General features: G+C 64.7%; 24 protein-coding genes. 7 read left to right on the forward strand and 17 right to left on the reverse strand.

Annotated features, from left to right (window positions below; genetic code table 11):
* Positions 1–48 precede the first annotated feature (48 nt).
* The 5 genes from QX108_RS10640 to QX108_RS10660 are packed head-to-tail and all read right to left on the reverse strand — an operon-like array spanning position 49 to position 4514.
* A complete protein-coding gene (locus QX108_RS10640) occupies positions 49–804 on the reverse strand; it encodes an SDR family oxidoreductase (protein WP_315781744.1) in 756 nt (251 codons plus the stop codon).
* Between the two features lie 29 nt (positions 805–833).
* On the reverse strand, positions 834–1757 hold the full coding sequence (locus QX108_RS10645; protein WP_315781746.1) for an acetamidase/formamidase family protein: 924 nt from the start codon (positions 1755–1757) through the stop codon (positions 834–836).
* A gap of 32 nt (positions 1758–1789) precedes the next feature.
* Positions 1790–2656 (reverse strand): ABC transporter permease, encoded by an 867-nt coding sequence (locus QX108_RS10650; RefSeq protein ID WP_315781748.1) that lies wholly within the window; start codon positions 2654–2656, stop codon positions 1790–1792.
* Complete coding sequence (locus QX108_RS10655; protein ID WP_315781750.1) at positions 2653–3474, reverse strand: ABC transporter ATP-binding protein; 822 nt, start codon at positions 3472–3474, stop codon at positions 2653–2655. Before QX108_RS10655 ends, QX108_RS10650 begins: the two co-directional genes overlap by 4 nt.
* Positions 3471–4514 carry an ABC transporter substrate-binding protein gene (locus tag QX108_RS10660; RefSeq protein ID WP_315721295.1) on the reverse strand — a complete coding sequence of 348 codons (1044 nt, stop codon included), beginning with the start codon at positions 4512–4514 and terminating at the stop codon, positions 3471–3473. Before QX108_RS10660 ends, QX108_RS10655 begins: the two co-directional genes overlap by 4 nt.
* A gap of 589 nt (positions 4515–5103) precedes the next feature.
* On the opposite strand from QX108_RS10660, the gene QX108_RS10665 reads away from it, so the two are divergent.
* From QX108_RS10665 to QX108_RS10680, 4 genes are all read left to right on the forward strand, one after another.
* Positions 5104–5658 carry a peroxiredoxin gene (locus QX108_RS10665; RefSeq protein ID WP_172132846.1) on the forward strand — a complete coding sequence of 185 codons (555 nt, stop codon included), beginning with the start codon at positions 5104–5106 and terminating at the stop codon, positions 5656–5658.
* Positions 5659–5660: 2 nt separating this feature from the next.
* Entirely contained in the window at positions 5661–6206 is a 546-nt protein-coding gene (locus tag QX108_RS10670) for a carboxymuconolactone decarboxylase family protein (protein ID WP_315721296.1), read from the forward strand.
* Between the two features lie 503 nt (positions 6207–6709).
* On the forward strand, positions 6710–7627 hold the full coding sequence (locus QX108_RS10675) for a sel1 repeat family protein (protein ID WP_315781753.1): 918 nt from the start codon (positions 6710–6712) through the stop codon (positions 7625–7627).
* 102 nt (positions 7628–7729) lie between these two features.
* The gene (locus tag QX108_RS10680; protein ID WP_409998492.1) at positions 7730–10090 is read left to right on the forward strand and encodes an ABC transporter substrate-binding protein; all 2361 of its coding nucleotides are present in this window, start codon (positions 7730–7732) and stop codon (positions 10088–10090) included.
* Here the strand turns inward: QX108_RS10680 and modD are convergent, their stop codons facing one another.
* Entirely contained in the window at positions 10091–10957 is an 867-nt protein-coding gene (modD, locus tag QX108_RS10685; RefSeq protein ID WP_315781754.1) for a ModD protein, read from the reverse strand. It lies immediately after the preceding gene.
* A 119-nt stretch (positions 10958–11076) separates the two neighbouring features.
* Here modD and QX108_RS10690 point away from each other — a divergent pair, with 119 nt between their 5' ends.
* Positions 11077–11670, forward strand: coding sequence for a DUF2478 domain-containing protein (locus tag QX108_RS10690; protein ID WP_315781755.1), 594 nt, complete (start codon positions 11077–11079; stop codon positions 11668–11670).
* Positions 11671–11677: 7 nt separating this feature from the next.
* Here QX108_RS10690 and QX108_RS10695 read toward each other — a convergent pair whose 3' ends face one another.
* The 11 genes from QX108_RS10695 to nifH all read right to left on the reverse strand — a co-directional run bounded on the left by QX108_RS10695 (position 11678) and on the right by nifH (position 20730).
* Positions 11678–11884 carry a molybdopterin-binding protein gene (locus tag QX108_RS10695; RefSeq protein WP_172112537.1) on the reverse strand — a complete coding sequence of 69 codons (207 nt, stop codon included), beginning with the start codon at positions 11882–11884 and terminating at the stop codon, positions 11678–11680.
* A gap of 148 nt (positions 11885–12032) precedes the next feature.
* A complete protein-coding gene (locus tag QX108_RS10700; protein WP_315781757.1) occupies positions 12033–12329 on the reverse strand; it encodes a ferredoxin family protein in 297 nt (98 codons plus the stop codon).
* A 40-nt stretch (positions 12330–12369) separates the two neighbouring features.
* Positions 12370–13677, reverse strand: a complete 1308-nt coding sequence (locus QX108_RS10705) for an FAD-dependent monooxygenase (RefSeq protein ID WP_315721299.1) — start codon at positions 13675–13677, stop codon at positions 12370–12372.
* A 22-nt stretch (positions 13678–13699) separates the two neighbouring features.
* Positions 13700–14806, reverse strand: a complete 1107-nt coding sequence (locus QX108_RS10710; RefSeq protein WP_172132843.1) for an electron transfer flavoprotein subunit alpha/FixB family protein — start codon at positions 14804–14806, stop codon at positions 13700–13702.
* Between the two features lie 35 nt (positions 14807–14841).
* Complete coding sequence (locus tag QX108_RS10715; RefSeq protein WP_315781758.1) at positions 14842–15687, reverse strand: electron transfer flavoprotein subunit beta/FixA family protein; 846 nt, start codon at positions 15685–15687, stop codon at positions 14842–14844.
* Between the two features lie 259 nt (positions 15688–15946).
* Positions 15947–16285 carry a nitrogenase stabilizing/protective protein NifW gene (gene nifW, locus QX108_RS10720; protein ID WP_315781759.1) on the reverse strand — a complete coding sequence of 113 codons (339 nt, stop codon included), beginning with the start codon at positions 16283–16285 and terminating at the stop codon, positions 15947–15949.
* Positions 16282–17073, reverse strand: a complete 792-nt coding sequence (gene cysE, locus QX108_RS10725) for a serine O-acetyltransferase (RefSeq protein WP_315781760.1) — start codon at positions 17071–17073, stop codon at positions 16282–16284. Before cysE ends, nifW begins: the two co-directional genes overlap by 4 nt.
* 2 nt (positions 17074–17075) lie before the next feature.
* Positions 17076–18215: a homocitrate synthase gene (gene nifV / locus QX108_RS10730; RefSeq protein ID WP_315781761.1), complete on the reverse strand. Its 1140-nt coding sequence runs from the start codon at positions 18213–18215 to the stop codon at positions 17076–17078.
* A 305-nt stretch (positions 18216–18520) separates the two neighbouring features.
* A complete protein-coding gene (irrA, locus tag QX108_RS10735) occupies positions 18521–19015 on the reverse strand; it encodes an iron response transcriptional regulator IrrA (protein ID WP_315781763.1) in 495 nt (164 codons plus the stop codon).
* 17 nt (positions 19016–19032) lie between these two features.
* Positions 19033–19758 (reverse strand): nitrogen fixation protein NifQ, encoded by a 726-nt coding sequence (locus tag QX108_RS10740; protein WP_315781765.1) that lies wholly within the window; start codon positions 19756–19758, stop codon positions 19033–19035.
* Positions 19759–19842: 84 nt separating this feature from the next.
* Positions 19843–20730: a nitrogenase iron protein gene (nifH, locus tag QX108_RS10745; protein ID WP_006609655.1), complete on the reverse strand. Its 888-nt coding sequence runs from the start codon at positions 20728–20730 to the stop codon at positions 19843–19845.
* Positions 20731–21152: 422 nt separating this feature from the next.
* Here nifH and QX108_RS10750 point away from each other — a divergent pair, with 422 nt between their 5' ends.
* Together QX108_RS10750 and QX108_RS10755 are read left to right on the forward strand one after the other, a co-directional pair.
* Positions 21153–21584 (forward strand): response regulator transcription factor, encoded by a 432-nt coding sequence (locus tag QX108_RS10750; protein WP_315781768.1) that lies wholly within the window; start codon positions 21153–21155, stop codon positions 21582–21584.
* Position 21585: 1 nt separating this feature from the next.
* Positions 21586–22002 carry an ArsC/Spx/MgsR family protein gene (locus tag QX108_RS10755; protein WP_315781771.1) on the forward strand — a complete coding sequence of 139 codons (417 nt, stop codon included), beginning with the start codon at positions 21586–21588 and terminating at the stop codon, positions 22000–22002.
* The last annotated feature ends 10 nt before the right edge of the window (positions 22003–22012 follow it).

The following is a 22012-nucleotide window of genomic DNA, read 5'->3' on the forward strand; positions in this document are numbered from 1 at the left end:
GCGCAGCATTCGTCGGCTGCATGGCTCGGCGCCATCAGGCCAACGGGCTTACACGGCCTTGGTCAGCGCACCGTCAATGATGAGGTTGGTTCCCGAGATTCGGCTCGCCAGCGGGCTGGCCAGCATCACCACGCCATAAGCCACTTCCTCTGCGGTTCCCATGCGTCCGGTGGGATTCAAACCCATTGCGGTCTTGAACAGGTCCGGCGAACCGTTCTCGATATTCTGCCAGATGCCGCCCTCGAAATAGGTGTTGCCTGGCGAGACCGCGTTGACGCGGATGCCCTTGCCGACGAGTTGGTGAGCAAGCCCCTTTGCATAATGGATCAACGCGCCCTTGATCGCGCCATAGGATCCCGCGGCAAAGTCGACCTCGAATCCGGACACGCTGGAGATGATGCTGATCGAAGCCGCTGTCGACTTTTCGAGATACGGAACGGCCGCCGCAACCGAGTTCACCGTGTGCATCATGTCGGTGCGGAACGATTTCTCCCACGTCTCCGGTGAATCGCCGACCGCGAGCGCGCTGACATTGCAGACCACGCAATCGACGCCGCCGAGCTCCTTGGCAGCGCCGTCCACCCAGCCCTTCAACGCGACCGGATCGGCCACGTCGATGCCCTGTCCCCACGCCTTGACACCCCTCGCCGCGAGCTTCGTGACCGCCTTGCCGACCGCTTCGGCATCGCGCGCGCAAATCGCGACGTTGGCGCCTTCGACGGCAAACAACTCGGCGATCGCAAGCCCGATGCCTTTGCTGCCGCCCGTCACCAGCACGTTCTTGCCGGCCAATCCCAAATCCATGTTCGTCTCCTTGGTCGCAGTGTACGGCGTCAGCCGTGATAGCCGGCGAGCAAGGTCTTGCTGACCTTGCAGATGTAGGTGTATTTCGGATTCACCACCTGGGTGCAGCGGGCCTCGGCGATCTGGCCGAGCAGCATGTAGGCCTCCGGCGCCGGGATCTTCCAATCATCCTCGAGCCAGTTGATCATCTCCTCGAACGCGATCCGCATCGCGTCCTCGAGCGGGCGCGCGCAGCCGAGCGTGCAGATATGCGTCGGCGTCTCGATGCGCGGATGGTTCAGCCGCGCCGGCGCCTTGTCGAGCGACACCTTGACGGTGAGGTTGGCCGCGATTTCGATTGCACCCATGCCATTGGCTTCGCCGTCGCCCTGGATCGCATGACAGTCGCCGAGGAAGAGATGCGCGCCATCCTTGTTGACGCGGAAGAACACCGAGTTGCCCGAGGTGATCTCCTGGACGTCGAGATTGCCGCCGTGAGGACCGTTGTCGACCGTCAGCACGGCGCCATGGACAGGCGCCACGCCGGCGACGCCGATCATCGGGCGAACCGGAAGCTTCACATGCTCGTTCCACAAGACGTGCCCGTTCTCGACGGCCACGACGCGGGTCTGGATGCCGAACTCCTTGCGCCGGACCCAGTCCGGAAACATGCCGATGCCCGGCCACAGTGCGGTGAAGCCGAGCCGGTCGAGCTCCATGTCGATGATGTCGAGCCGCAGCATGTCGCCGGCCTTGGCGCCGCGGACCTCGATCGGTCCGGTGGCGCCATTGACGTAAGGCAGCGTCACGTCGCTCTCGACCAGCTGCTGGCCGAGCGCGCGGATGGTGCCGTCATTGACGTTGATCGCGCACTCGACGACGAAGATCTCGCCGGGATCGACGGCCGCGATGAAGGCCTCGTCACCTGAAAGCGCGTATTTGATGTTGCCGGCCTTGCCGACCCGTCGTGACATGATCGCTCCCCACTATGTCTGACATGGATTCTTCATCGCTGCTGCCTCTGCCACGGCATCAGCAGCTGCTCGATCTTGCCGACCGCGAAGGTCAGCAGCAGCGCCAGCGCGATGGTCGCGACCAGCGCGGCAAAGACCTTTGGGATGATGTACAGCGAGCCGGCCTTGAAGATGGCGTGCCCGAGCCCTTCGGATGATGACATGAACTCGCCGACGATCGCGCCGATCAGAGCAAAGCCGACGGTCAGCTTCAGGCCGGCGAAGATATCAGCCAGCGACGCCGGTACCACCAGCTTGCGAAAGATCTGGAACTTGGAGGCGCCGAGCGTGCGAAACAGGTTGATCTGATCCGGATCGACGCCCGTCGCGCCCTTGTAGGAGGTCACCAGCGCGACGATGACGACCGACAGGGTCGACATCGCGACCTTCGAGATCAGGCCGGTGCCAAACCAGATGATGATGATGGGCGCCAGAGCAATGATCGGGATCGAGCCGAGCGCGATCACGAACGGCTCGACGACGCGGGAGACGAAGCGCGAATACCACAACGACAGGCCGATCAAGGTGCCGATGCAGTTGCCGACGAAGAAGCCGAGCAGGGTCTCGAGGCCGGTGACATAGGCGTCACGCCACAGGCTGCCGTCATAGGCCATCTGCGACAGGAACTTGAAGATGGCCGACGGCGAGCCGAACATGAAGGCGGCCGCCTTGTTCTGCCCGGTCATGTATTCCCAGAAGGCGAGAAAGGCGGAGAGAACGATCAACTGGGTGACGATCACTGTGAGCGTGCTGCGCAGCCGCGGCCAGCGCCGCCCTTGGGACGTTGCACGCTTAGCTGGGCCGACGGACGTCGGCGTGCCCCCCGAGGAAGCCGGCGCAGCGTCGACATCGGCTGTCATTGCAGCACCACGTCGAGATCGGCCCAGATGCTGCGGACATAGTCGCTGAAGCCGGGCGCCTGCCGGACCGAGATGACATCGTGACGATCGGCGCCGAGCGCGATGTCGTAGACGGCCTTGATCTGCGTCGGCCGCTTCGACAGCACGATCACGCGGTCGGCGAGCGAGACGGCCTCCTCGATGTCGTGGGTGATCAGCAGCAGCGAGCGGCCTCCCTGCCGGACCAGACCGACCGTGTCGTTCTCGATCAGGAGCTTGCTCTGAAAATCCAGCGCCGCGAACGGCTCGTCCAGCAGCAGAACATCGGGATCGTTGACGAGCGTACGGGCGAGCGCCACGCGCTGCCGCATGCCGCCCGACAACGTCGTTGGATAGTGGTCGGCAAAGCCGTGCAGACCGAGCTGGTCGAGCATGGCCCGGCAGCGGTCCTCGGCCTGACCCGACGGCATGCCGCGGATCTCCAGCCCCAGCATCGTATTGCCGAGCGCGGTCCGCCACGGCAGCAGCAGGTCCTTTTGCAGCATGTAGCCGACGTTCTGCGGTTGGCCCGCGACTTCGCGACCATGCCAGCGGATGCGGCCGGCATCGGGCGCGAGCAGGCCGCACAGCGTATTCAGGAGCGTGGTCTTGCCGCACCCGGAGGGACCGACGATGCTGACGATCTCCCCTTCTCTCAACGTCAGGCTGAGATCGCCGATGACGGGCACGATCCCGCCGCCATCGAGTTCGTAGCTCTTGGCGACATGCTCGACCACGAGCGGCGGCGCGGGCGCCGCGACGCCCGTGCCGGTCTGCGTCTTGAGGCCGGTCTCAATCATTTGAGACTGGCGATCGCCTTCTCCGCGAAGGAATTGTCGATGATCTGGTCGAACGGCACCGAGCCCTTGGCATTGCCGAGATAGACCTGCATCTCCATCAGGTTCGCCCACTGATCCGTCTTGGTGATCACCGATTGCGCCGGAATGAGATATTTCAGCTCGGCATCGATCGCCTTGTCGACGACCTCGCCGGGAAGATCGGGAAATTCCTTGCGCGCGACCTCCTTGGAGAAGGCAGGGTCGGCGTAGGTCTTGCGCGAGGCCTCCTCGAACGAGGTCACCAGCGCCTGCACCATCTCGGGATCCTTCTGGATCGTGGTCGGCAGCACCATGATGCCGGTGTTGCAGAAGGGGCCGATATAGTTGGAGAAGTCGAACACCACCTTGGCGCCCTGCGCTTCGGCGGCCGACACGCTCGGCTGATAGGCAATTGCGATGTCGGCCTGCCCCGCCAGCATGGCCGCAATTTCGGTCCCGGGGTTGACCGGCACGATGGTCGCATCGACGCCGACCTTCATGCCCGCCTTCTCCAGCAGGCGCTTGGCGACGCTATAGTTGGTGTTGGGCTCGGGCGATGTCACGATCTTCAGGCCCTTGAAGCCCTTGGGATCGGTGATCGGCTGCAGCGTCTTCGACACGCCGAAGTAATGCGCCCGCTGCACCACGGTGCCGACGACCACACCAGGACCGCCATTCTCGCGCGAGATCTGCGCCATGGTGGCGTCACCGATGGCAAAATCAGCGGAGCCGCCGAGCACGGCAGCGAAGGTCTGGGTGTCGCCGCCCGCGGCGCTCACCTGCATGTCCAGGCCGTTCTTCTTGAAGATGCCGGCATGCATGCCGACGTAGAGGTTGATGTAGCCGAGATTGTGCACGGCCTCGCTGAAGCGGACCGTCTTCAGGCCGGCTGCTGCGGCCCTGCCGCTCCCGAGCAACGCCGGCGCGCCGAGCCCCGCCGCGATTGCCGCTGACGTCGCGAGGAAGCGACGCCGATCGATGGTTGGTCTTGCGCCCGCAGATGCCGAGACACGTTCGCTCATGGTGCAGAACTCCTCCCAGACCGTTGAAATCTGAAAGGAGACTATGGTCGTGACGTGCAGCAGCAAGGCGAAATAACAGACGCGATTTGCGCAAAAGCTGACGACACCGAGCGTGATGAGGCACGCAGCGACGTGCGACGCCTGCGCTCTGCCGAGCAGTTGTCGCCCTGCTGCCGCTTAACGGGTCGCCATGGTCAAACGTGCATCGCAACAGAGGCGATAATGTCAATTTTGCCATTAAGGCCGCACAAAGAAAATGCAACTCCGCCGCAACTGCATGAGGTGAGATCGGGCCTCTGGCGCGACCTTCCCGAGACGACGATGCATCAACCCTTATATGCAGTCTGCATCCCGTGCACGCTCGACACGTATCCATGCACCGTCATCCGGTGTCACGAATCGAACGCGGCGCCTTGGCCTCCCAGCGGGCTTGGTGCCGTCTCGAACATCGCACCCATTCGCAATTGCAGCAACACCGCACTGACTGTCGCGTTTGCGACAAATCATTGATGTTGATAGCTAATGGCATATCGCTTGCAATGCACAATGCGCCTCGCTATTGCAGCGCAGAAATTTCTTGGAGTGCGACATGCTCGGAATTGGAAGTCAGCTGCCTTCGTTCGAAGTCGTCGGTGTGAAGCCCGGTTTTCATCTTCAGGAGGAGAAAGGCGAGAGCGCCTTCGAAACCCTGACCGAAGCCAGCTTTCCCGGCAAATGGAAGATCATCTTTTTCTATCCGAAGGACTTCACGTTCGTCTGCCCGACGGAAATCGCCGAGTTCGCGCGCCTCGGGAAAGACTTCGCCGACCGGGACGCCGTCGTGCTCGGCGGCTCGACCGACAACGAGTTCTGCAAGCTCGCCTGGCGCCGCGACCACAAGGATCTGCACAAGCTCCCAATCTGGCAGTTCGCCGACACCAAGGGCTCGCTGGTTGACGGCCTCGGCGTCCGCTCGCCGGACGGCGTCGCCTATCGCTACACCTTCATCGTCGATCCCGACAACACGATCCAGCACGTCTACGCCACCAACCTCAACGTCGGCCGCGCCCCCAAGGACACGCTGCGTGTCCTCGACGCCCTGCAGACCGACGAGCTCTGCCCGTGCAACCGCGAGGTCGGCGGCGAGACCCTGAAGGTCGCTTGATCATGTCGATCGAGCAGCTCAAGGATCAGATCCCGGACTTCGCCAAGGACGTCAGGCTCAATCTGTCGTCCATGGCGTCCGACGAGACGCTGTCCGTGCAGGCCAAATACGGCCTGCTCGTCGCCTGCGCGATTGCGACTCGCAATCCGACGGTGACGGCGGCTCTCGAATCGGTCGCAGCCGCACATTTGTCGCCTGCGGCTTTGGCGGCGGCGAAGTCGGCCGCCGCGATCATGGCGATGAACAATGTCTACTACCGTTTCGTGCACCTTGCCTCGAACAAGGAGTACGCGACGATGCCAGCCCGGCTGCGGATGAACGTCATCGCCAATCCCGGCGTCGACAAGGCCGATTTCGAGCTGTGGTCGCTGGCGGTGTCGGCCATCAACGGCTGCGGCACCTGCATCGACGCCCACGAGAAGGTTCTGCAGGACGCGGGTGTCAGCACCGCCGCGATCCAGACCGCCGTCCGCTTCGCCGCCATCATCCAGTCGGTTGCCGTCGCGATCGAAGCCGCTGGTGTGACGATCGCCCTGGCGGCTGAGTAGAAAGCGACCCGATATGTGAATGCGGCCGGCATTGTCCGGCCGCATTTCATTTCCGACGATTCACGCATTGGTTGCATGACCAGCCGCCGCGCGCGCAACCGCTCGGCCAGCTAAGCCTCTGACTTCGCGGCAAAGTCGAATGGGGTGCGGCATCCCGATACTGCCGACCGACCTGCCGCCTTGAGCAGAGGCAGCCCGAGATCTCGCGCATGGCGAGAATTCATCGATATGGCCAGCCGGGAAATTTCCATCAAATAGCCTTACCTGCTCACGCTTCCCGCCAAGAAACATTGATCAGCTGAGGGCCAAGCAACATCGATTGTGACCAGGGCGCGCGAAAACAGTGGCGCGCGTGTCGGAAGGAAACCGGAACTGTCAGTCTCGACGGCAGCGTTGGCGAAGTCTCTCCGATGGCGCATGATGCGAGCCTCGGTTCGATCACGCGCGCCCGACGCCCTGAAGGTCTCTCCCACGATCCGTTCGTCGGAGACAGGAGGCTAGTGATGAGTGCTCCAGGTCAGAACGATCCGGCCAAGCCGACGCCGCCTTGGGCAAGCGAGGAGCTCCGCAAATATGCGCCGCGCCGACACCAGGCGGACGCCGGCTCCGCGACCCACGACATGCCGGAGGAAGGCGCCCGGCTGCCGCACCATCTGATTGCCCGGCCAAGCTTCCTGCCGGCGCGGCCGGCCGCCGTCGATCTCGACGATGAAGAGGTGCGTCGTGTCTGGAGTGCGAAGCTCGACCCGGTCGTCATGCCGCTGCCGCCGGAAGATTCCGACAAGTCGGCGCGTCTTGGCGGCCTTATCAAGATCGGCGCGGCCGTCGGCATCGCCGCATCTGTTGCCATGATCATCGTCAACATGGTCCCGTTCGACAATGGCGCGGCGGTGCCGGGCGGCAAGAGCCAGATCATGCCGTCGACGGTGCTGGAGAGCCTGGCCCAGATCGACCCGGCGGAAGCCAAGGTCGCCCAGGATGATCCGCCGCAAACCGTCGCTTCGCTCGTGGCCCCCAGCAGCATCGACGTGACGACGAGAGCCTGGCCGTCGGCCCCGCCATCTCCTGCACCGGCCGCGGCTGCCCCGCCGGTTGCGAGCCAACCGCCAATGTTGCCGGCCGCACCGTCTCGTCCGACCGTTTCACTGCCCCGAGACGAGGTCGACGGCCTGATGAAGCGGGGGCGTGATCTGCTCGCCGCCGGCGACGTCGCAAGCGCGCGCCTGATCCTCACCCGGTTATCCGATGCCGGGATCGCCGACGCTTCTCTCCTGCTCGCGCGTACCTATGACCCGGTCGAGCTGACGAAGTCGCGGCTCCTCGGCGCCGTTCCCGACGCTGCCAAGGCACGCGCCTGGTACCTCAGGGCTGCCGAGCAAGGATCGCCGGAAGCTAGCCGCCGCATCTCCGCAGCGCGCTAATTCATCAGATCGGAACGCACAAACGCGATCCGGACCGCTCTCGCAAGAAGGGGCGGCCGTGCTCGTCTGCGCTCACGAACAAGACATCGAGGGGAGGATTTGATGATGCAGAGCATCGGCGTGGCGGGTGGCACCGGCGGGACCGCCACAGGAAGCCAGGATCATCAGTTGCGGCCTCATCAGATGGTCCGCGCCGGCCGCGCCACGAAGGCCGCCTGCCTTGCCCTGGCTCTGTCCGCTCCGGTCACGCTGGCCGGCGATCGAACGGCGGCCGCAGCCGAGAATGAAATTCGTATCGGCAACACGATGCCCTATAGCGGCCCCGCCCTCGCCTATGGCGTCATCGGCAAGACCATCGCGGCCTATTTCAACAAGGTGAATGCCGAAGGCGGCATCAATGGCCGGCGGATCACCTTCATCTCCTATGACGACGCCTATTCTCCGCAGAAGACGATGGACCTGACGCGCAAGCTCGTCGAGGAGGACAAGGTCCTGCTGACCTTCGCGAGCCTCGGCACCACGACCAACGCCGCGGTCCGACCTTATCTGAACGCCAACAAGGTCCCGCAGCTGTTCGTCGCCTCGGGCTCCTCGATGTGGGACGAACCGCGCGATTTTCCTTGGACGATGGGCTTCCAGCCAAGCTACCAGGCCGAGGCGCACATCTATGCGCAATACCTGCTGGAGACACGGACCCGCGGCAAGATCGCAATCCTCTATCAGGACGACGACTTCGGAAAGGACTACGTCAAGGGCCTGAAGGACGGACTTGGCGGCAAGATCCCGATCGTCGCGGAGGCGGCGTACAAGGTGACGGATGCCAACGTCAACCAGCAGATCGCGGTCCTGAAGGCATCCGGCGCAGACATCTTCTTCGACATCGCCACGCCGAAATTCACCGCGATGGCGATCCGCCGGGCCGCCGAGATCGGCTGGCGGCCCGATCACATCATCTCCACGGTGTCGAAATCCGTCACGTCGCTGATGTCGGCGGCGGAGCTGCAGAGCGCCGAGGGCCTGCTGTCCGCCGGCTATTACCTGGAGGGCGACGACGCCACGACGACGAGCGACCCTGCCTACCGGGCATGGTCGAGCTTCATGGATCGCTACCTGCCGGACGTGTCCAAGAACAATGGGCTCACGATCTACAGCTATCTGGCCGCCAGCACCATGGTCGCGGTGCTGAAGGCCTGCGGCGACGACCTCTCGCGCGACAACGTCATGCGGCAGGCCCGCTCGCTGAAGGGCCTCGCGCTGCCGATGCTGACGCCCGGAATCAACATCAATACCAGCGCCTACGATCATGCCCCGCTGGAGCAGATGCAGATGGGACAGTTCACCGGCGGCCGGTGGCAGCGGTTCGGGCCGGTCCGCAGCGGAACCGATCCCGGCAGCGTTAGCGATTCCTTCAAGACCATCTTCCGCTACGGCAACGCCAAGCGCGACCTCGCCAATCAGCTGAACGCCAATACGGTGACGCTGATGACGGGATCGCTCGGCAGCACCTATGCGAACATGGGCGCGGATCTCTCCTCGGTGCTGGACAAGGGAACCGAGCTGCGTGTTCTTCCGGTGATCGGGCGGGGCTCGGTCCAATCGGTCGCCGACATCCTGCTGCTGCGCGGCGTCGACGCCGGCATCATCCGCAAGGACACGCTGGCCTTTCTCGAGCGCAAGGATTTCGCCAACAATGTGCGCGAGCAGCTGGCCTATGTCGCCAAGCTGTTCAACGAAGAGATGCACGTGGTCGCGCCGAAATCGATCACCAGCCTGAGCGACCTCGACGGCAAGACCATCGCGGTCGACCTGCCCGACGGCGGCACCTTCGTCACGTCGATCAACGTGTTCGAGCGTCTGGGGATCAGGCCGCACCTTCTCTACATCGAGCCGCGGCTGGCGCTGGACATGCTGCGCAAAGGCGACATCGACGCCATCATCGCCGTCGAGGGCAAGCCGCTGCAATGGCTGAGCCAGGTCAACGATCCCAACCTGCATCTGGTGCCCGTCGAATACGACCGGGCCCTGCATGACGACTATCTGCCGGCGAAGCTGTCGGCGGAAGACTATCCCAACCTCGTCAGTGCCTCGGCCCCGGTGAATACGATCGCAGCCGAGGCCTTGCTGGCGTCGTTCAACTGGCAGCCGGGCAGCGATCGTCATCGCCGCCTGTCGCTACTCGTCGAGGCGTTGTTCAACAACATGCAGGCCCTGCAGCGGCCGCCATTTCATCCGAAATGGCTCGAAGTCGCGCCACTGGCGCCGATCGCCGGCTGGACGCGGTTCAAGACGGCACAGGAATGGCTCGACCGCAACATGCCGGCCCCCCAAGTCATGGGCGCCAACGCCCAGGCGGGCGATCTGCAAGCCAGCAACGCCCCCAACGACCCCAAGCTGTTCCGTGAATTCCTGGAATGGCGCGCCAACCGCCAGAAGCGGCCAGCCGCAGCAAGCCCGAAGCCATGATCAGGCCGTGACCGGGGCACCCGTGATCCTCACCTGCACATCGCAGGGACGGGCAAGATAGGGCGCCGAGGTGACCAACACATCGGCGCCAGCGGCGGCATAGGCCGCGGCGTTCTGCGCGTTGACGCCACCCGCGGCGGCGATGATCGGCCGTCTCGGCAGCGTTCTCATTCGTGCCGCCAGCGCCTCGATGTCTTCGGGCGGAAACTTCTCCGCCTGAATCACATCGAAGCCCGCGGCAGCGGCAGCGATGGCCTGCTCGACCGACGTCACCTCGACGACGAGCCGCTTCTCCGGAGCGGTACGACGCAACCGCTCCGCTAGATCCGCCAGCGGCGTATCGCCGAGAAACGCGCGATGCTCGGGAAACACGAGAATGGTTTCGGACAGGCCGAGCCGATGCATGACGGCGCCGCCCGCCTTGACTGCGGCAACCGCAAACGACTTCGTGCCGGGCACGTTCTTGCGCGTGCAGGCCACGGCAATGCCGGGCACGACCGCACGCGCCGCGCGCACGATCGCTGCGGCCTCGGTCGACACGCCCGACCAGATCTCGATCAGCGTCTGCGCCACCTTCCAGCTCCGCAACAGGCCTGCGGCAGCGCCCTGCGCCCGCAGGATCGGAGCGCCCTTCTCCAGCACCGTCCCGCTGGTCGCGTGCAGTTCGACACGGCACCCCGCCAGCTCGATCAGCGCAGCGGCGTCCTCGACCAACGCCAGCACCATGCGGTCGCGCGCGGCGAACTGCATCAGTCCAGCTTCAGCCCCGATGCCCAGCGCCTCCGTCGTGAGGTCGCCGTAAGGAACATCGTCCCGAAGCAGAGCTTGCAGATCATGACGGGGAGCGGTGGTCAACACGTGCGGCATCTCCTCTTTGTGCCGAGGCCATATTCTCGATATACCTACCGCGCGCTGCCGCACGTCGATGGCCCGGCCGATACGGCCTGGATGTACTCGGAACGACGGCGGCCGCCCGAGGTCAACGCATGGTACCGCCCGATCTTCAAGAGCCGGCTGAGCTCAATCCGCCCCGCCTCGCCGCCATTCTCTATGGGCCGGGCGACGATGCCGATGTGCTGCTGGACGATTTTGTCCAAGGACTGGTGCTGCGAGGGGTCCGCGTCGGCGGCATCGTTCAGCGCAACACCCGAGACGAGATCGGCAGGAAGAGCGGGATGGACGTCATCGACCTCGGCAATGGCGATACGATCTCGATCTGCCAGGACCTCGGCAGCGGCTCGACCGCCTGCAAGCTGGATGCGGCCGGCCTTGCCGAAGCCGGCATGGCCGTTCACCGCGCCATCGCGGCCCATGCCGACCTCATCGTGATCAACAAATTCTCCAAACAGGAAGCGTCGGGGAGCGGACTGCGCGGCGAGCTGGCCGAGGCGATCACGTCCGGCATTCCGGTGCTGACCGCCGTGCCGCAGAAATGCATCGAGGATTGGCGCGTCTTCACCGGCGATCTCGGCGCCCTGCTGCCGGCGACCCGCACGGCGATGGATGCATGGTGGCTGACGGTGAGCCCACAGGCGTCGGCCCCGGCTGAGGATCGCAAGACAGCTCATCCATCATCGTGATCGCGTGCTATTTGCCGATCATCACGTCCGATGACTTGATCACGGCCGAGACGGTGTCGCCGACCGCGAGCGCGAGCTCGTCCACGGCCTCGTTGGTGATCGCTGAAAAGACCGTGAGCCCCGGAGCGAGCTCGACCCTGACATGGGCCGTGGTCGCGCCCTTGGATACGGAGATCACCTTCCCCGGCAAGACGTTTCGTGCGCTCAGTTTCACGTGCCGCTCCCATCTGCTGCAGCATCGTTGCTGCAGCAGCATGTAAGCAGAGGAGCGCCCCGAATTCAATGACCTATATCAACTGCGATATAGCATTTGGCGCCGCGATCATGTGTCTTATGACGGTGCGCCATTCCCGCAGCGTCATTCAGCCGAACTTGAACAGAACGCCGTAGCCGCCGCGCGGATAGCTCCACTCGATGTCGCCGCTGGCCTCGCCGATGACGCGGCAGGTGCCGCATTCGATGCAGCCGTCCACCGTGATCTCGACCTGCCCCTTGTCGTTGAGCTCGTAGCAACGCGCCGGGCAAGCCTTCAAGAGTGCCTTCAGCTGCGGCGTCGGCGTCGTATGCGGGCGGACCTTGATATGGGCCCGGCCCGGATCGACCTGATAGCGATTGTAGAACAGCTTGTCTTCGACCCGCACTGCGACATCCGCGCTCATATCTGATCTCCCTTGGCAACCGTTTCGTTCACTCAAGCGATCATCGCCACGCCCGCGCAAAGCGGAACGCGTCGCCGAACAGCCCCGTCCACGACCGCGCGCTGACGAACGAGCGCAGCGTGCTGCTTTCCTTCTCCTTCTTCGGTGTGCCGTCGACGCGCACGAAGTTCTGCATCGCCTTGGAGACGAGCTGCGGATAGGTGAGGAAGAAGTTCTGCGACTGGTTGTGCAGCAGCGCAGGCATGTCCTTGTACTTCTTCAGGTCCTTGATGACGAACGACTCCTCCAGCATCTTCTTGTAGAGCGAGAGGTTCTCCTTGGTCATGGGATCTCGGCGCGACTTGACCTGGAAGATCGCCTCGGCGGCGATCCGACCCGAGGTCATGGCCAGATTCGAACCCTCGCGGTGGATGGCATTGTTGAGCTGGGCGGCGTCGCCGACCACGACCCAGCCATCGCCGCAGAGCTGCGGGATCGCGTTGTAGCCGCCTTCGGGAATGAGATGCGCCGAGTATTCCTTGACCTCGGAACCCTCGATCAGCGGCGCCACCGACGGATGCTGCTTGAAGCGCTCGAGCAGACCATAGGGCGTCTCGCCGGTCTTCTGGAAGTCGGAGACGAGACAGCCGATACCGAGCGATATGCACTCCTTGTTGGAGTAGATGAAGCCCATACCGGTCATCCCGCGGGAGATCGTGCCGACGGCCTCGATCACCGCGCCCTCATCGCCCTTGAGATTGAAGCGCGCCTCGATCGTCTCGCGCGGCAGGAAGTGCATCTCCTTGACCGCCAGCGCGACGCTCTCCGGCTTCGGCCGCTCACGCAGGCCAGCGCGGGTGCCGAGCAGGCCGTTGACCCCCTCGGCGAGCACGACGACATCGGCATGAATCTCGCCATCGCGCCGGTCGGTCTTGACACCGATCACCTTGCCATAGGCGTCCTGCGCCAGCTCGGTGACCGTGGTCTCACACAGCACGGTCGCGCCGGCTTCCTTGACCTTGGACGAGAACCATTTGTCGAACTGGGCGCGGATGATCGTGTAGCGGTTCGGCTTCTCCTCGTTGAAGTCGTCCGACTTGTAGTGCAGGCCGACATGCGACTTGTCGTCGAGCATCCAGAAGCGTTGCTCGACCAGATGCCGCTCGAGCGGCGCTTCCTCGCGGAAGTCGGGAATGAGCTTCTCCAGCATGTCGGCGTAGAGGATCGCGCCCTGTACGTTTTTCGAGCCGGAATACTCACCGCGCTCGAGTTGCAGCACCTTCATGCCGCGCTTGGCCATGGTCAGCGCAGCCGCATTGCCGGCCATGCCGGCGCCTACGACGATCGCGTCGAAACGTTCCTCGATCATTGCCCTGCTCCCTCTCTGGTGCCTAGCTTGCGATGCGGTCGCGCGAATGCGGCGAAAGACGCGCGCGGAATGCCTCGGTCAACGCCGGCAGCAGCCGGATCGCGTCGGTAACGATGCCGACATGCGCGAAGTCGAAGATCGGCGCGTTCTTGTCGGTGTTGATGGCGACGATCAGGTCGGCGCCCTCGACGCCGACCCGATGCTGGATCGCGCCGGAGATGCCGGCGGCAATATAGAGCTTGGGGCGAATGGTCTTGCCGGTCTGCCCGATCTGGCGATCGGAGGTGACCCAGCCCTTCTGCACCAGCGGTCGCGAGCAGCCGAACTCGGCGCCGAGCACGGCGGCAAGCCCCTTGACGAGTTGGAAGTTCTCCGGCGAGCCGAGCCCCAGCCCACCCGCGACGACGACGTCGGCATAAGCGAGATTGGACTTTGCCGAGTCGCGATCTGGAATGAAGGACAGCACCTTGGTGACGATGTCCTCTTCGACCAGCCCGAGCTTGTGCTCGATCACGCGCGTCGCAGGCTTTTCCACGCGATCCGGCATCGGCATGACGCGCGGGCGCACCGTCGCCATCTGCGGCCGGTAGTTCAACGTGTAGATCGTGCAGAGCAGCGAGCCGCCGAAGGTCGGCCGCGTGGCCGCCAGCGAGCCGTCGGCATCGACGTCGAGCTCCGTGCAGTCGGCGGTCAGGCCGGTGAGCAGGGTCGTCGCCACCGAGCCCGCGAGATCGCGGCCGAGCGTGGTGGCACCGAGCAGCAGGATCTCCGGCTTGAACGTGTTGACGACGTCGGTCAACGCCTTCGTATACGCCTCGTTGCGATAATCCGTGAGAACGTCGTCGGACACGATATAAGCGAGATCCGCGCCGTAACAGAACGACTCGGCTGCAGCATGCTGAACGGCTTCACCGGGCGGGCCGATGACGACGGCCGCGAGGTCGACCTTGAGCTTGTCGGCGAGCTTGCGGCCGGCGCCCATCAGCTCCCACGAGACCGGGTGAACCTGGCCGCGCTCCTGCTCGATGAATACCCAGACGTGCTTGTAGGCCTTGAAATGCTCCGGCAGCTCCTTCTTGGTCGCGGCGCGACCGGCTGCGGCAGGCGGTGCTTTGGTGGGTTCGCTCATGGTCGTCGTTCCCTTGATCCGTCAAAAGCCGTTGGTCAGAAGCCGTGCGCCGATGAGATCAGTTCGGCTTCCAGCTTCGGCTGGCGCTTGAAAAGCTCCTCGATCAGCGCCTCAGCCGGCGGGCGATTGGCGAAATCGACGAAGACAGCCTTCTCGGCGCGGGCCGACGGCGCGAACACGCGCTTGACGATGGTCGGCGAGCCCTTCAGGCCGCACTTGGAGATGTCCTCGACACCGGCGTCCTTGGCGCTCCAGGTCACGATCTGCGCCCGGGCGGCGCGCAGCGCGTCGGACATGGCGCCGCGGCGGATCTCGTTGGTGGCCTCCAGCATCGTGACAAGACAAGGCAGCTTGGTCTTGAGCACCTGCACGCCGCCTTCCGAGCGGCGCTCGGCTTCGATGGTGCGCGCGGCGGGATCGACCTCGTTGATCTTGGCCACATAGGTCAGTTGCAACAGGCCGAGGCGCTTGGCGATGCCGGGCCCGACCTGCGCGGTGTCGCCGTCGATCGTCTGCTTGCCGGTGAACACGATGTCGGGCGCGCCGAACGTCTCGCTGATCTTGCGGATGGCGGTGGCCAGCGCATAGGTCGTCGCCAGCGTATCGGCACCGGCGAAGAAGCGATCCGTCAGCAGCACGGCGCGATCGGCCCCGTAGGTGAGCGCGCGGCGCAGTGAGTCTTCGGCGGACGGCGGCCCCATCGTCAGGACCGTCACCTCGCCGCCGAACTTGTCGCGCAGCTGCAGCGCGGCTTCCAGCGCGAACAGGTCGTAGGGATTGATGATGGTCGGCACACCCTGGCGCATGATGGTGTTGGTCACCGGGTGGACGCGGATCTGCGCGGAGTCCGGGACCTGCTTGATGCAGACGACGATATGCATGCGATCACTCCGGTGTTGAGCCTGCGATGAGGACAGCAATTGTCGTACCAGTTTGGATCGCAACGAATATCGATCCGGATTCAATAGGTTGGCGCAGGCGCCTGCGTGGCTGCTCGGGATCGGCGCAGAGGTCCGACACGTCGCAAGCAACACGCGTCGGGAATACGACAGAGGCTGCTCGGCAAGCCGACGGCCTTGAAAGCAGAAGCGCCGCCAGTGGAGCTGGCGGCGCTTGCTGTTGTCGTGATGAGTTCGCCTGCTACTTGAGCGTCGTCAGCGACACGAACGGCTTGGCCGCCGGCTTCGGCGGCGCCACGGCTTCCTTGAGCACCTTGAATACGCGCTGGTCGAGGGGCGTCGATACCACGAAGTCCTGGTAGGCCTGCTCGAGGAACGACTTGCAGCGCGTCGCGATCTCCTCGTTGGGGACATCCGAGAAGTCCTCGCTGACGAGATACTGCCCCATCCGCCTCAGGATGTGCAGGCGGCAGACGTTCAGCACCTTCGGATCATAGTCGACGCCGAGCAGCTTGAAGAACTCCTCTGCCGCTGACGTCTGCTTCAGTTGCTCGAGCACATTCGGTGTTGCCGCAGTCATTGCTTCGCTCCTTGAGTCAAAGTCGGGTCGACCTCGCATCCGTTGACCGGCACCGGTGGCGGTGGCCCCTGGCGCACCTTCTGCCGGACATGCGCGAGCTGCGCTTCGAGGAACTCGATGCGGTCGAGCATCACCGACAGCGCCTCGCCGACCGGATCGGGCATCAGGTGATGGTCGAGATCGATGCGTCCGACCGTGCGACGGTGCGTGAACTCCGGCCGCACGACCTTGGCTGGAATGCCGACTACGGTGACATCCGGCGGCGTGCTCTGGATGACGACGGAGTTGGCGCCCACGCGCGTGCGCGGACCGATCGTGATCGGTCCGAGAATCTTGGCGCCGGCACCGACGACGACGCCGTTCTCCAAGGTCGGATGGCGCTTGCCCGGCGACCACGACGTGCCGCCCAGCGTGACGCCGTGATACAGCGTGACATCGTCGCCGACCTCGGCGGTCTCGCCGATCACGACACAGGCGCCGTGGTCGATGAAGAAACGGTGACCGATCTGCGCGCCCGGATGAATGTCGACATTCGACAGGAAACGTCCGAGCCATGACAGCAGCCGGGCCGGAAACCGCCAGCCGCGGATCCACAGCCGGTGCGCCAGGCGATGCCAGATCAGCGCGTGGATGCCGGGATAGGTCAAAAGGGTCTCGATCTCGCTGCGCGCCGCCGGATCGCGCGAGCGGACGCAGCCGATGTCCTCGCGGATCAGCCGGAACAGCGAGGGCGGGCTGGCTTCGGCGGCGACAGGCTTGGCGATCGGGTTGTCCACGATATCGGTCATGCTCAGGCAAAGCTCGCGTGCGGGTGATCACAGACTTCGCGCCAGATGGCGGCAACGGCTTCCTTCGGCACCGGCCCCTTGTGCGCGACCGCATGCTTGCGCACGCGCGCGAGGATACGTTGCGCCTGGTCGGCGCTTGCCGGCAGGCGCAGATCCGACAGCAGCGAGGTGATCGCTGAAAGACCTGAATGCTTGCCGATCACGATCCGGTTGGAGCGGCCGAACAGCATCGGATCGAGCGCCTGGTAGGTACGCTGGTCCTTCAGCAGACCGTCGACGTGAATGCCCGACTCGTGGGTGAAGACATGCTCGCCCACGATCGCCTTGTTGAGCGGAATCGCGCGCGCCGCGGCGGCGGCCACGACATTGGCGACGTGATCGAGCTCGGCCAGCACGATGCCGGTCTCGCGGCCGTAGAGCTGCCGCAGTGCGACGGCGACCTCCTCCAGCGGTGCATTACCGGCACGTTCGCCGAGCCCGATCACCGTGACGGATGCGTGCGTCGCGCCCGCCTTGACCGCGGCCAGCGTGTTGGCGGTGGCGAGACCAAGATCGTCATGGCCGTGAAATTCGATCTCCAGGTCGGTCGTCGCGCGCAAGGCTCCGACCAGCGCCGAGGTCGCATCTGGATCGAGCACGCTCAGCGTATCGGCGACACGGAAACGGCGCGCTCCGAGCGCCTTTGCGGTCGCGATCACTTCGGTAAGAAAGCCGACATCCGCGCGCGACGAGTCCTCGCCGCCGACGGCGACCGCCAATCCTCGGCTCCTGGCGTAACCCACGACGCGCTTGAGCAGCTCCAGCGCAGCACTCCGGCCGCCGCCGAGCTTGGCGGCGATCTGCACGTCCGATGTCGGGATGGAGACATTCACCATCGACACGCCGGCGGCGATCGCGGCATCGACGTCGGCCTCGCGCATCCGGCACCAGCCGATGATGGTCGCGGGCAGGCCGGCCTCGACGATGGCGCGGATGGCGGCGATCTCGTCGGCCCCCATCGCGGGCGTGCCGGCCTCGATCTCGGGAACGCCAGCCCGCGCCAGCGCGCGGGCGATCGCGACCTTCTCGATGAGGGCGAAGGCGACGCCCGGGGCCTGCTCGCCATCGCGGAGCGTGGTGTCGTTCAAGATGACCCGGGGCATCGGGCTCTCGCTCCCAAGGCCAGGGCCGGCATCCCGGGCATTCCTGATGATAGTCTTGGGCCCGCGCGGTCCGAGGACGTCAGGCATTCACTTGCTCCGTCGCAACCTGTGTCGACCGCCAGAGCACGACGCTCGCCACGGCCTGCCTGTCACTCAGCAACGGCCATGCCAGGGCCGGACATCACCCTACTCGCTTGAATATGCGTGAGTTTTCCGAACGGGCGAGATTGTCGGTTTTGTAACAGGGTCGGAAATCGGACGTGCCGGAGATGGAAAGACTTGCGGCCGACGCGGCGGCCCGCGCCTTAGCCGTGGCGTCTGCGACGCAGGTGGATGACGACGTCGACGCGCTCCATGGCGTAGCCCGGCAGCGGCTCGGGCAGTCGATCGAACGCCACGATGTCGGGCACATCGACGAGTTCGCCTTCATCCTCGTAGAAGAAGTGCGGATGCACCGTGGTGTTGGTATCGAAGAACGACCGCGAGCCGTCCACTCCGATCTGCCGCAACAGTCCGAGCTCCACAAACTGATTGAGCGTGTTGTAGATGGTGGCCTGCGAGATCTTCATGCCGGTGGCGACCGCCTCGGCATAGAGCACGTCGGCGGTGATGTGGCGGTCGCCGTTGCCGAACAGGATGCGGCTGAGCTGCTGGCGCTGCTGGGTCGGGCGCAAGCCGGCCAGCCGCAGCGCGTCCTCGCAGCGGCGCATCAGGGCCTCGCCGGCCTCGCAGGTCTCGGCTTCGGGGCAACGTCCATGCTCGGAGTTGCACGGAGATCCAAGCTGGGGGTCCATCAACATCGTCTCAGTCCTTGTACTCACATTGCGGCGGTGGCCGCCTCCTGCAGCGCCACCTCGCGGCGCCGCTCGGCCATCCGGCTCTCGCCGCTCTCCTCGCCGAAGCAGAGCGCGAAATCGTTGCACTGGGTGCAGACCGGCGTCGTGCACATCACGAAGCCGTCGTCCTCGCACAGCATGCGATAGAAGAACCGCTTCCAGCGCATGTTTCTCGTGTTGCGGCTCGCCAGCGGCCCGAAATGGCGCAGCAGCAGGCGGGACAATTCGGACCGCTCGCGCAAGCCGAGGTCTTCCCAGAGATGGTTCGGCTCCATCGCGCGCCGCGCGACCATCGCCGCGAGCCAGCGGCTGACGTCGCCATCGGTCGAACGCTGCGCGACGAGCAGATCGCGCACCATCACGATCTCGTCGTCATCCGGCGCTGGAGCTGCGCCGTTGATCGGCAGCCAGGTTGAATCGATCGCCGCGGCGGGAAACAGCTGCGCCAGCAGCGCAATCAGCTCGACGGTCGAAAGCCCGGCGCGCTCAGCGAGCGCACCATGCTCCATCGCCGACACGGCGAGGATCGAGGCGATCACGTGGCGGTCGAAGTTGAAGTCGTCGTCGATCACCGCCTCGGCTGGGTCGTTGCCTGTCAGCAGGCGGTAGATCTGCCGGCCATGATGCCGCTTGTCGTCTTCGAAGGCGAGCGGTGCTTGCAGGTTCACCGCGGCGGCATGCGACGTATCGACGATTGCGATGGTCATGGCGCGATCTCCTATCGAGGCCGATGAGAGTTCGAAGAAGAGGTACCGGCCTTCCGACGGGAGGAAGGCCGGTACCAAGACTGCTTAAGCCGTTGCGGCGAGTTCGGCGGCAGTCTTTCCGATCTGGCTCTCGTCGACCGCCTTCATGATGCCGTGCTCCATCAGCATGTCCTCGAGCTCGTCCATCGTGATCGGAGTCGGGATGATGCCCTTGCCGGCATTGCCGTGGATCTTGGTCGCCAGGTTGCGGTAGTGGTTGGCCTGGACCGACTCCGGCGCATATTCCAGCACGGTCATGCGGCGGAGCTCGGCGTGCTGCACGATGTTGTCGCGCGGCACGAAGTAGATCAGCTGCGTGCCGAGCTTCTTGGCGAGAGCCTCAGCCAGCTCCAGCTCCTTGTCGGTCTGGCGCTCGTTGCAGACCAGGCCGCCCAGGCGCACGCCGCCGGAGTTCGCATACTTCAGAATGCCCTTGGAGATGTTGTTGGCGGCATACATCGCCATCATCTCGCCGGACATCACGATGTAGATCTCCTGCGCCTTGTTCTCGCGGATCGGCATCGCGAAGCCGCCGCAGACCACGTCGCCGAGCACGTCGTAGGACACGTAGTCGATGTCCTCATAGGCGCCGTTCTCTTCCAGGAAGTTGATCGAGGTGATGACGCCGCGGCCAGCGCAGCCGACGCCCGGCTCCGGACCGCCGGACTCGACGCAGCGGATGTCGCGATAGCCGACCTTCATGACCTCTTCGATCTCGAGGTCCTCGACGCTGCCGGCGGCAGCGGCCAGGCTCAGGATGGTGTCCTGCGCCTTGGCGTGCAGGATCAGGCGGGTGGAATCCGCCTTGGGGTCGCAGCCGACGATCAGGATCCGATGACCCATCTCGGCCAGCGCGGCCAGGGTGTTTTGCGACGTCGTCGACTTGCCGATGCCGCCCTTGCCGTAGAATGCGATTTGTCGCAGCGATGACATTCTGCTCTCCATCAACCGATTGCTATAGCCGCGCCCGCTTGCAGCGGGGCGTGACCGCGTCCTCTCATGTGTCCGAACCGGCAGACGGGTTATTGGGAAGGAGAGCATCGCTCGTCCGAAGCGTCGGCGTGCACTCAGCCCTCAACCATTGCCTGAACGGAGTTTTGCAACGGCTGTGCCAGCGCCCGGGGCGAACGAAAAAGGTCATGTTTTGAACGAGATGAAGCGCAATCCGCTGGTCGCAGCGGCTTGTTGCAAACCCGACATCGGAACGCTTCGCAAGATGTGATGGTGCGCCGCACTGTCCGAAACGACACAACAAACGCAGGCTTTCAGCGGCGAAAAGCCCGGAACGACTCTTGCTAGATGCTCCCCTGCAGCCTTGCGGCCAAGGATCTTGCGAAGATTTGAGGAGGATGCTGATGCAGATCGGAGTTGAAACGGCGAAAGCGGTGGACCAGCGGCGCGTGTTCGTGATCGATGACGACGAGATTACGCGCGCCGCCCTGCAGTTCATGCTGCACGATGAGATCGAGACCCACGAGCTGGCGACACCGGAAGAGGCCTATGAGAAGGGCGTCGACTGGCTGGCGCCGAACGTGGTGCTGCTCGGGGTCTCCTTTCTCAAGCAGCGCGGGCCTGAGCTGGTGCGCGAGATCGCCGCCAAATTCAAGGGCGTTCGGATCCTGATCGTGACGGCGAAGGCGGACGAGGCGATCGCGATCGAAGGGCTCAAGGCGGGCGCGCATGGCGCAGTGATCAAGCCGCTCACCATCGAGTCGGTGCGCAAGAAGGTCGACACCATTCTCGGCCGCGCCGGTGGCGCGCAGCTGGTCCAGCTCGGCGGGCTCTGACGTGACCACCGTCGTGTTCTACGAGAAGCCGGGCTGCGGCACCAATGCCCGGCAGAAGCTGATGCTGACGCGCGCCGGCCATGAGGTCGAATCCAGGAATCTCCTGACAGAACCGTGGACAGGCGAGCGGCTGCGCGCCTACTTCGCCGGGACGCCGGTGTGGTCCTGGTTCAACCCGGCCTCGCCCCGCGTCAAGGCAGGCGAGATCGAGCCGGAGGCGATCGAAGCCGTCGCCGCGATCGATCTGATGCTCGAGGACCCGCTGCTGATCCGCCGGCCGCTGATCGAAGCCGACGGCTTGCGCTGCGCCGGCTTCGACCGCGAGCCGGTGCTGTCGCTGCTGCAGCGGGAGGATGACCTCGACGGCGTCCAGGGCTGCACGCGTCCCGAGGCGTCGCCCTGCCCGGAGCCGCGCTGAGCGGCTCCGG

Source organism: Bradyrhizobium sp. SZCCHNR1002, assembly GCF_032381435.1.
GTDB classification, from domain to species: domain Bacteria; phylum Pseudomonadota; class Alphaproteobacteria; order Rhizobiales; family Xanthobacteraceae; genus Bradyrhizobium; species Bradyrhizobium aeschynomenes.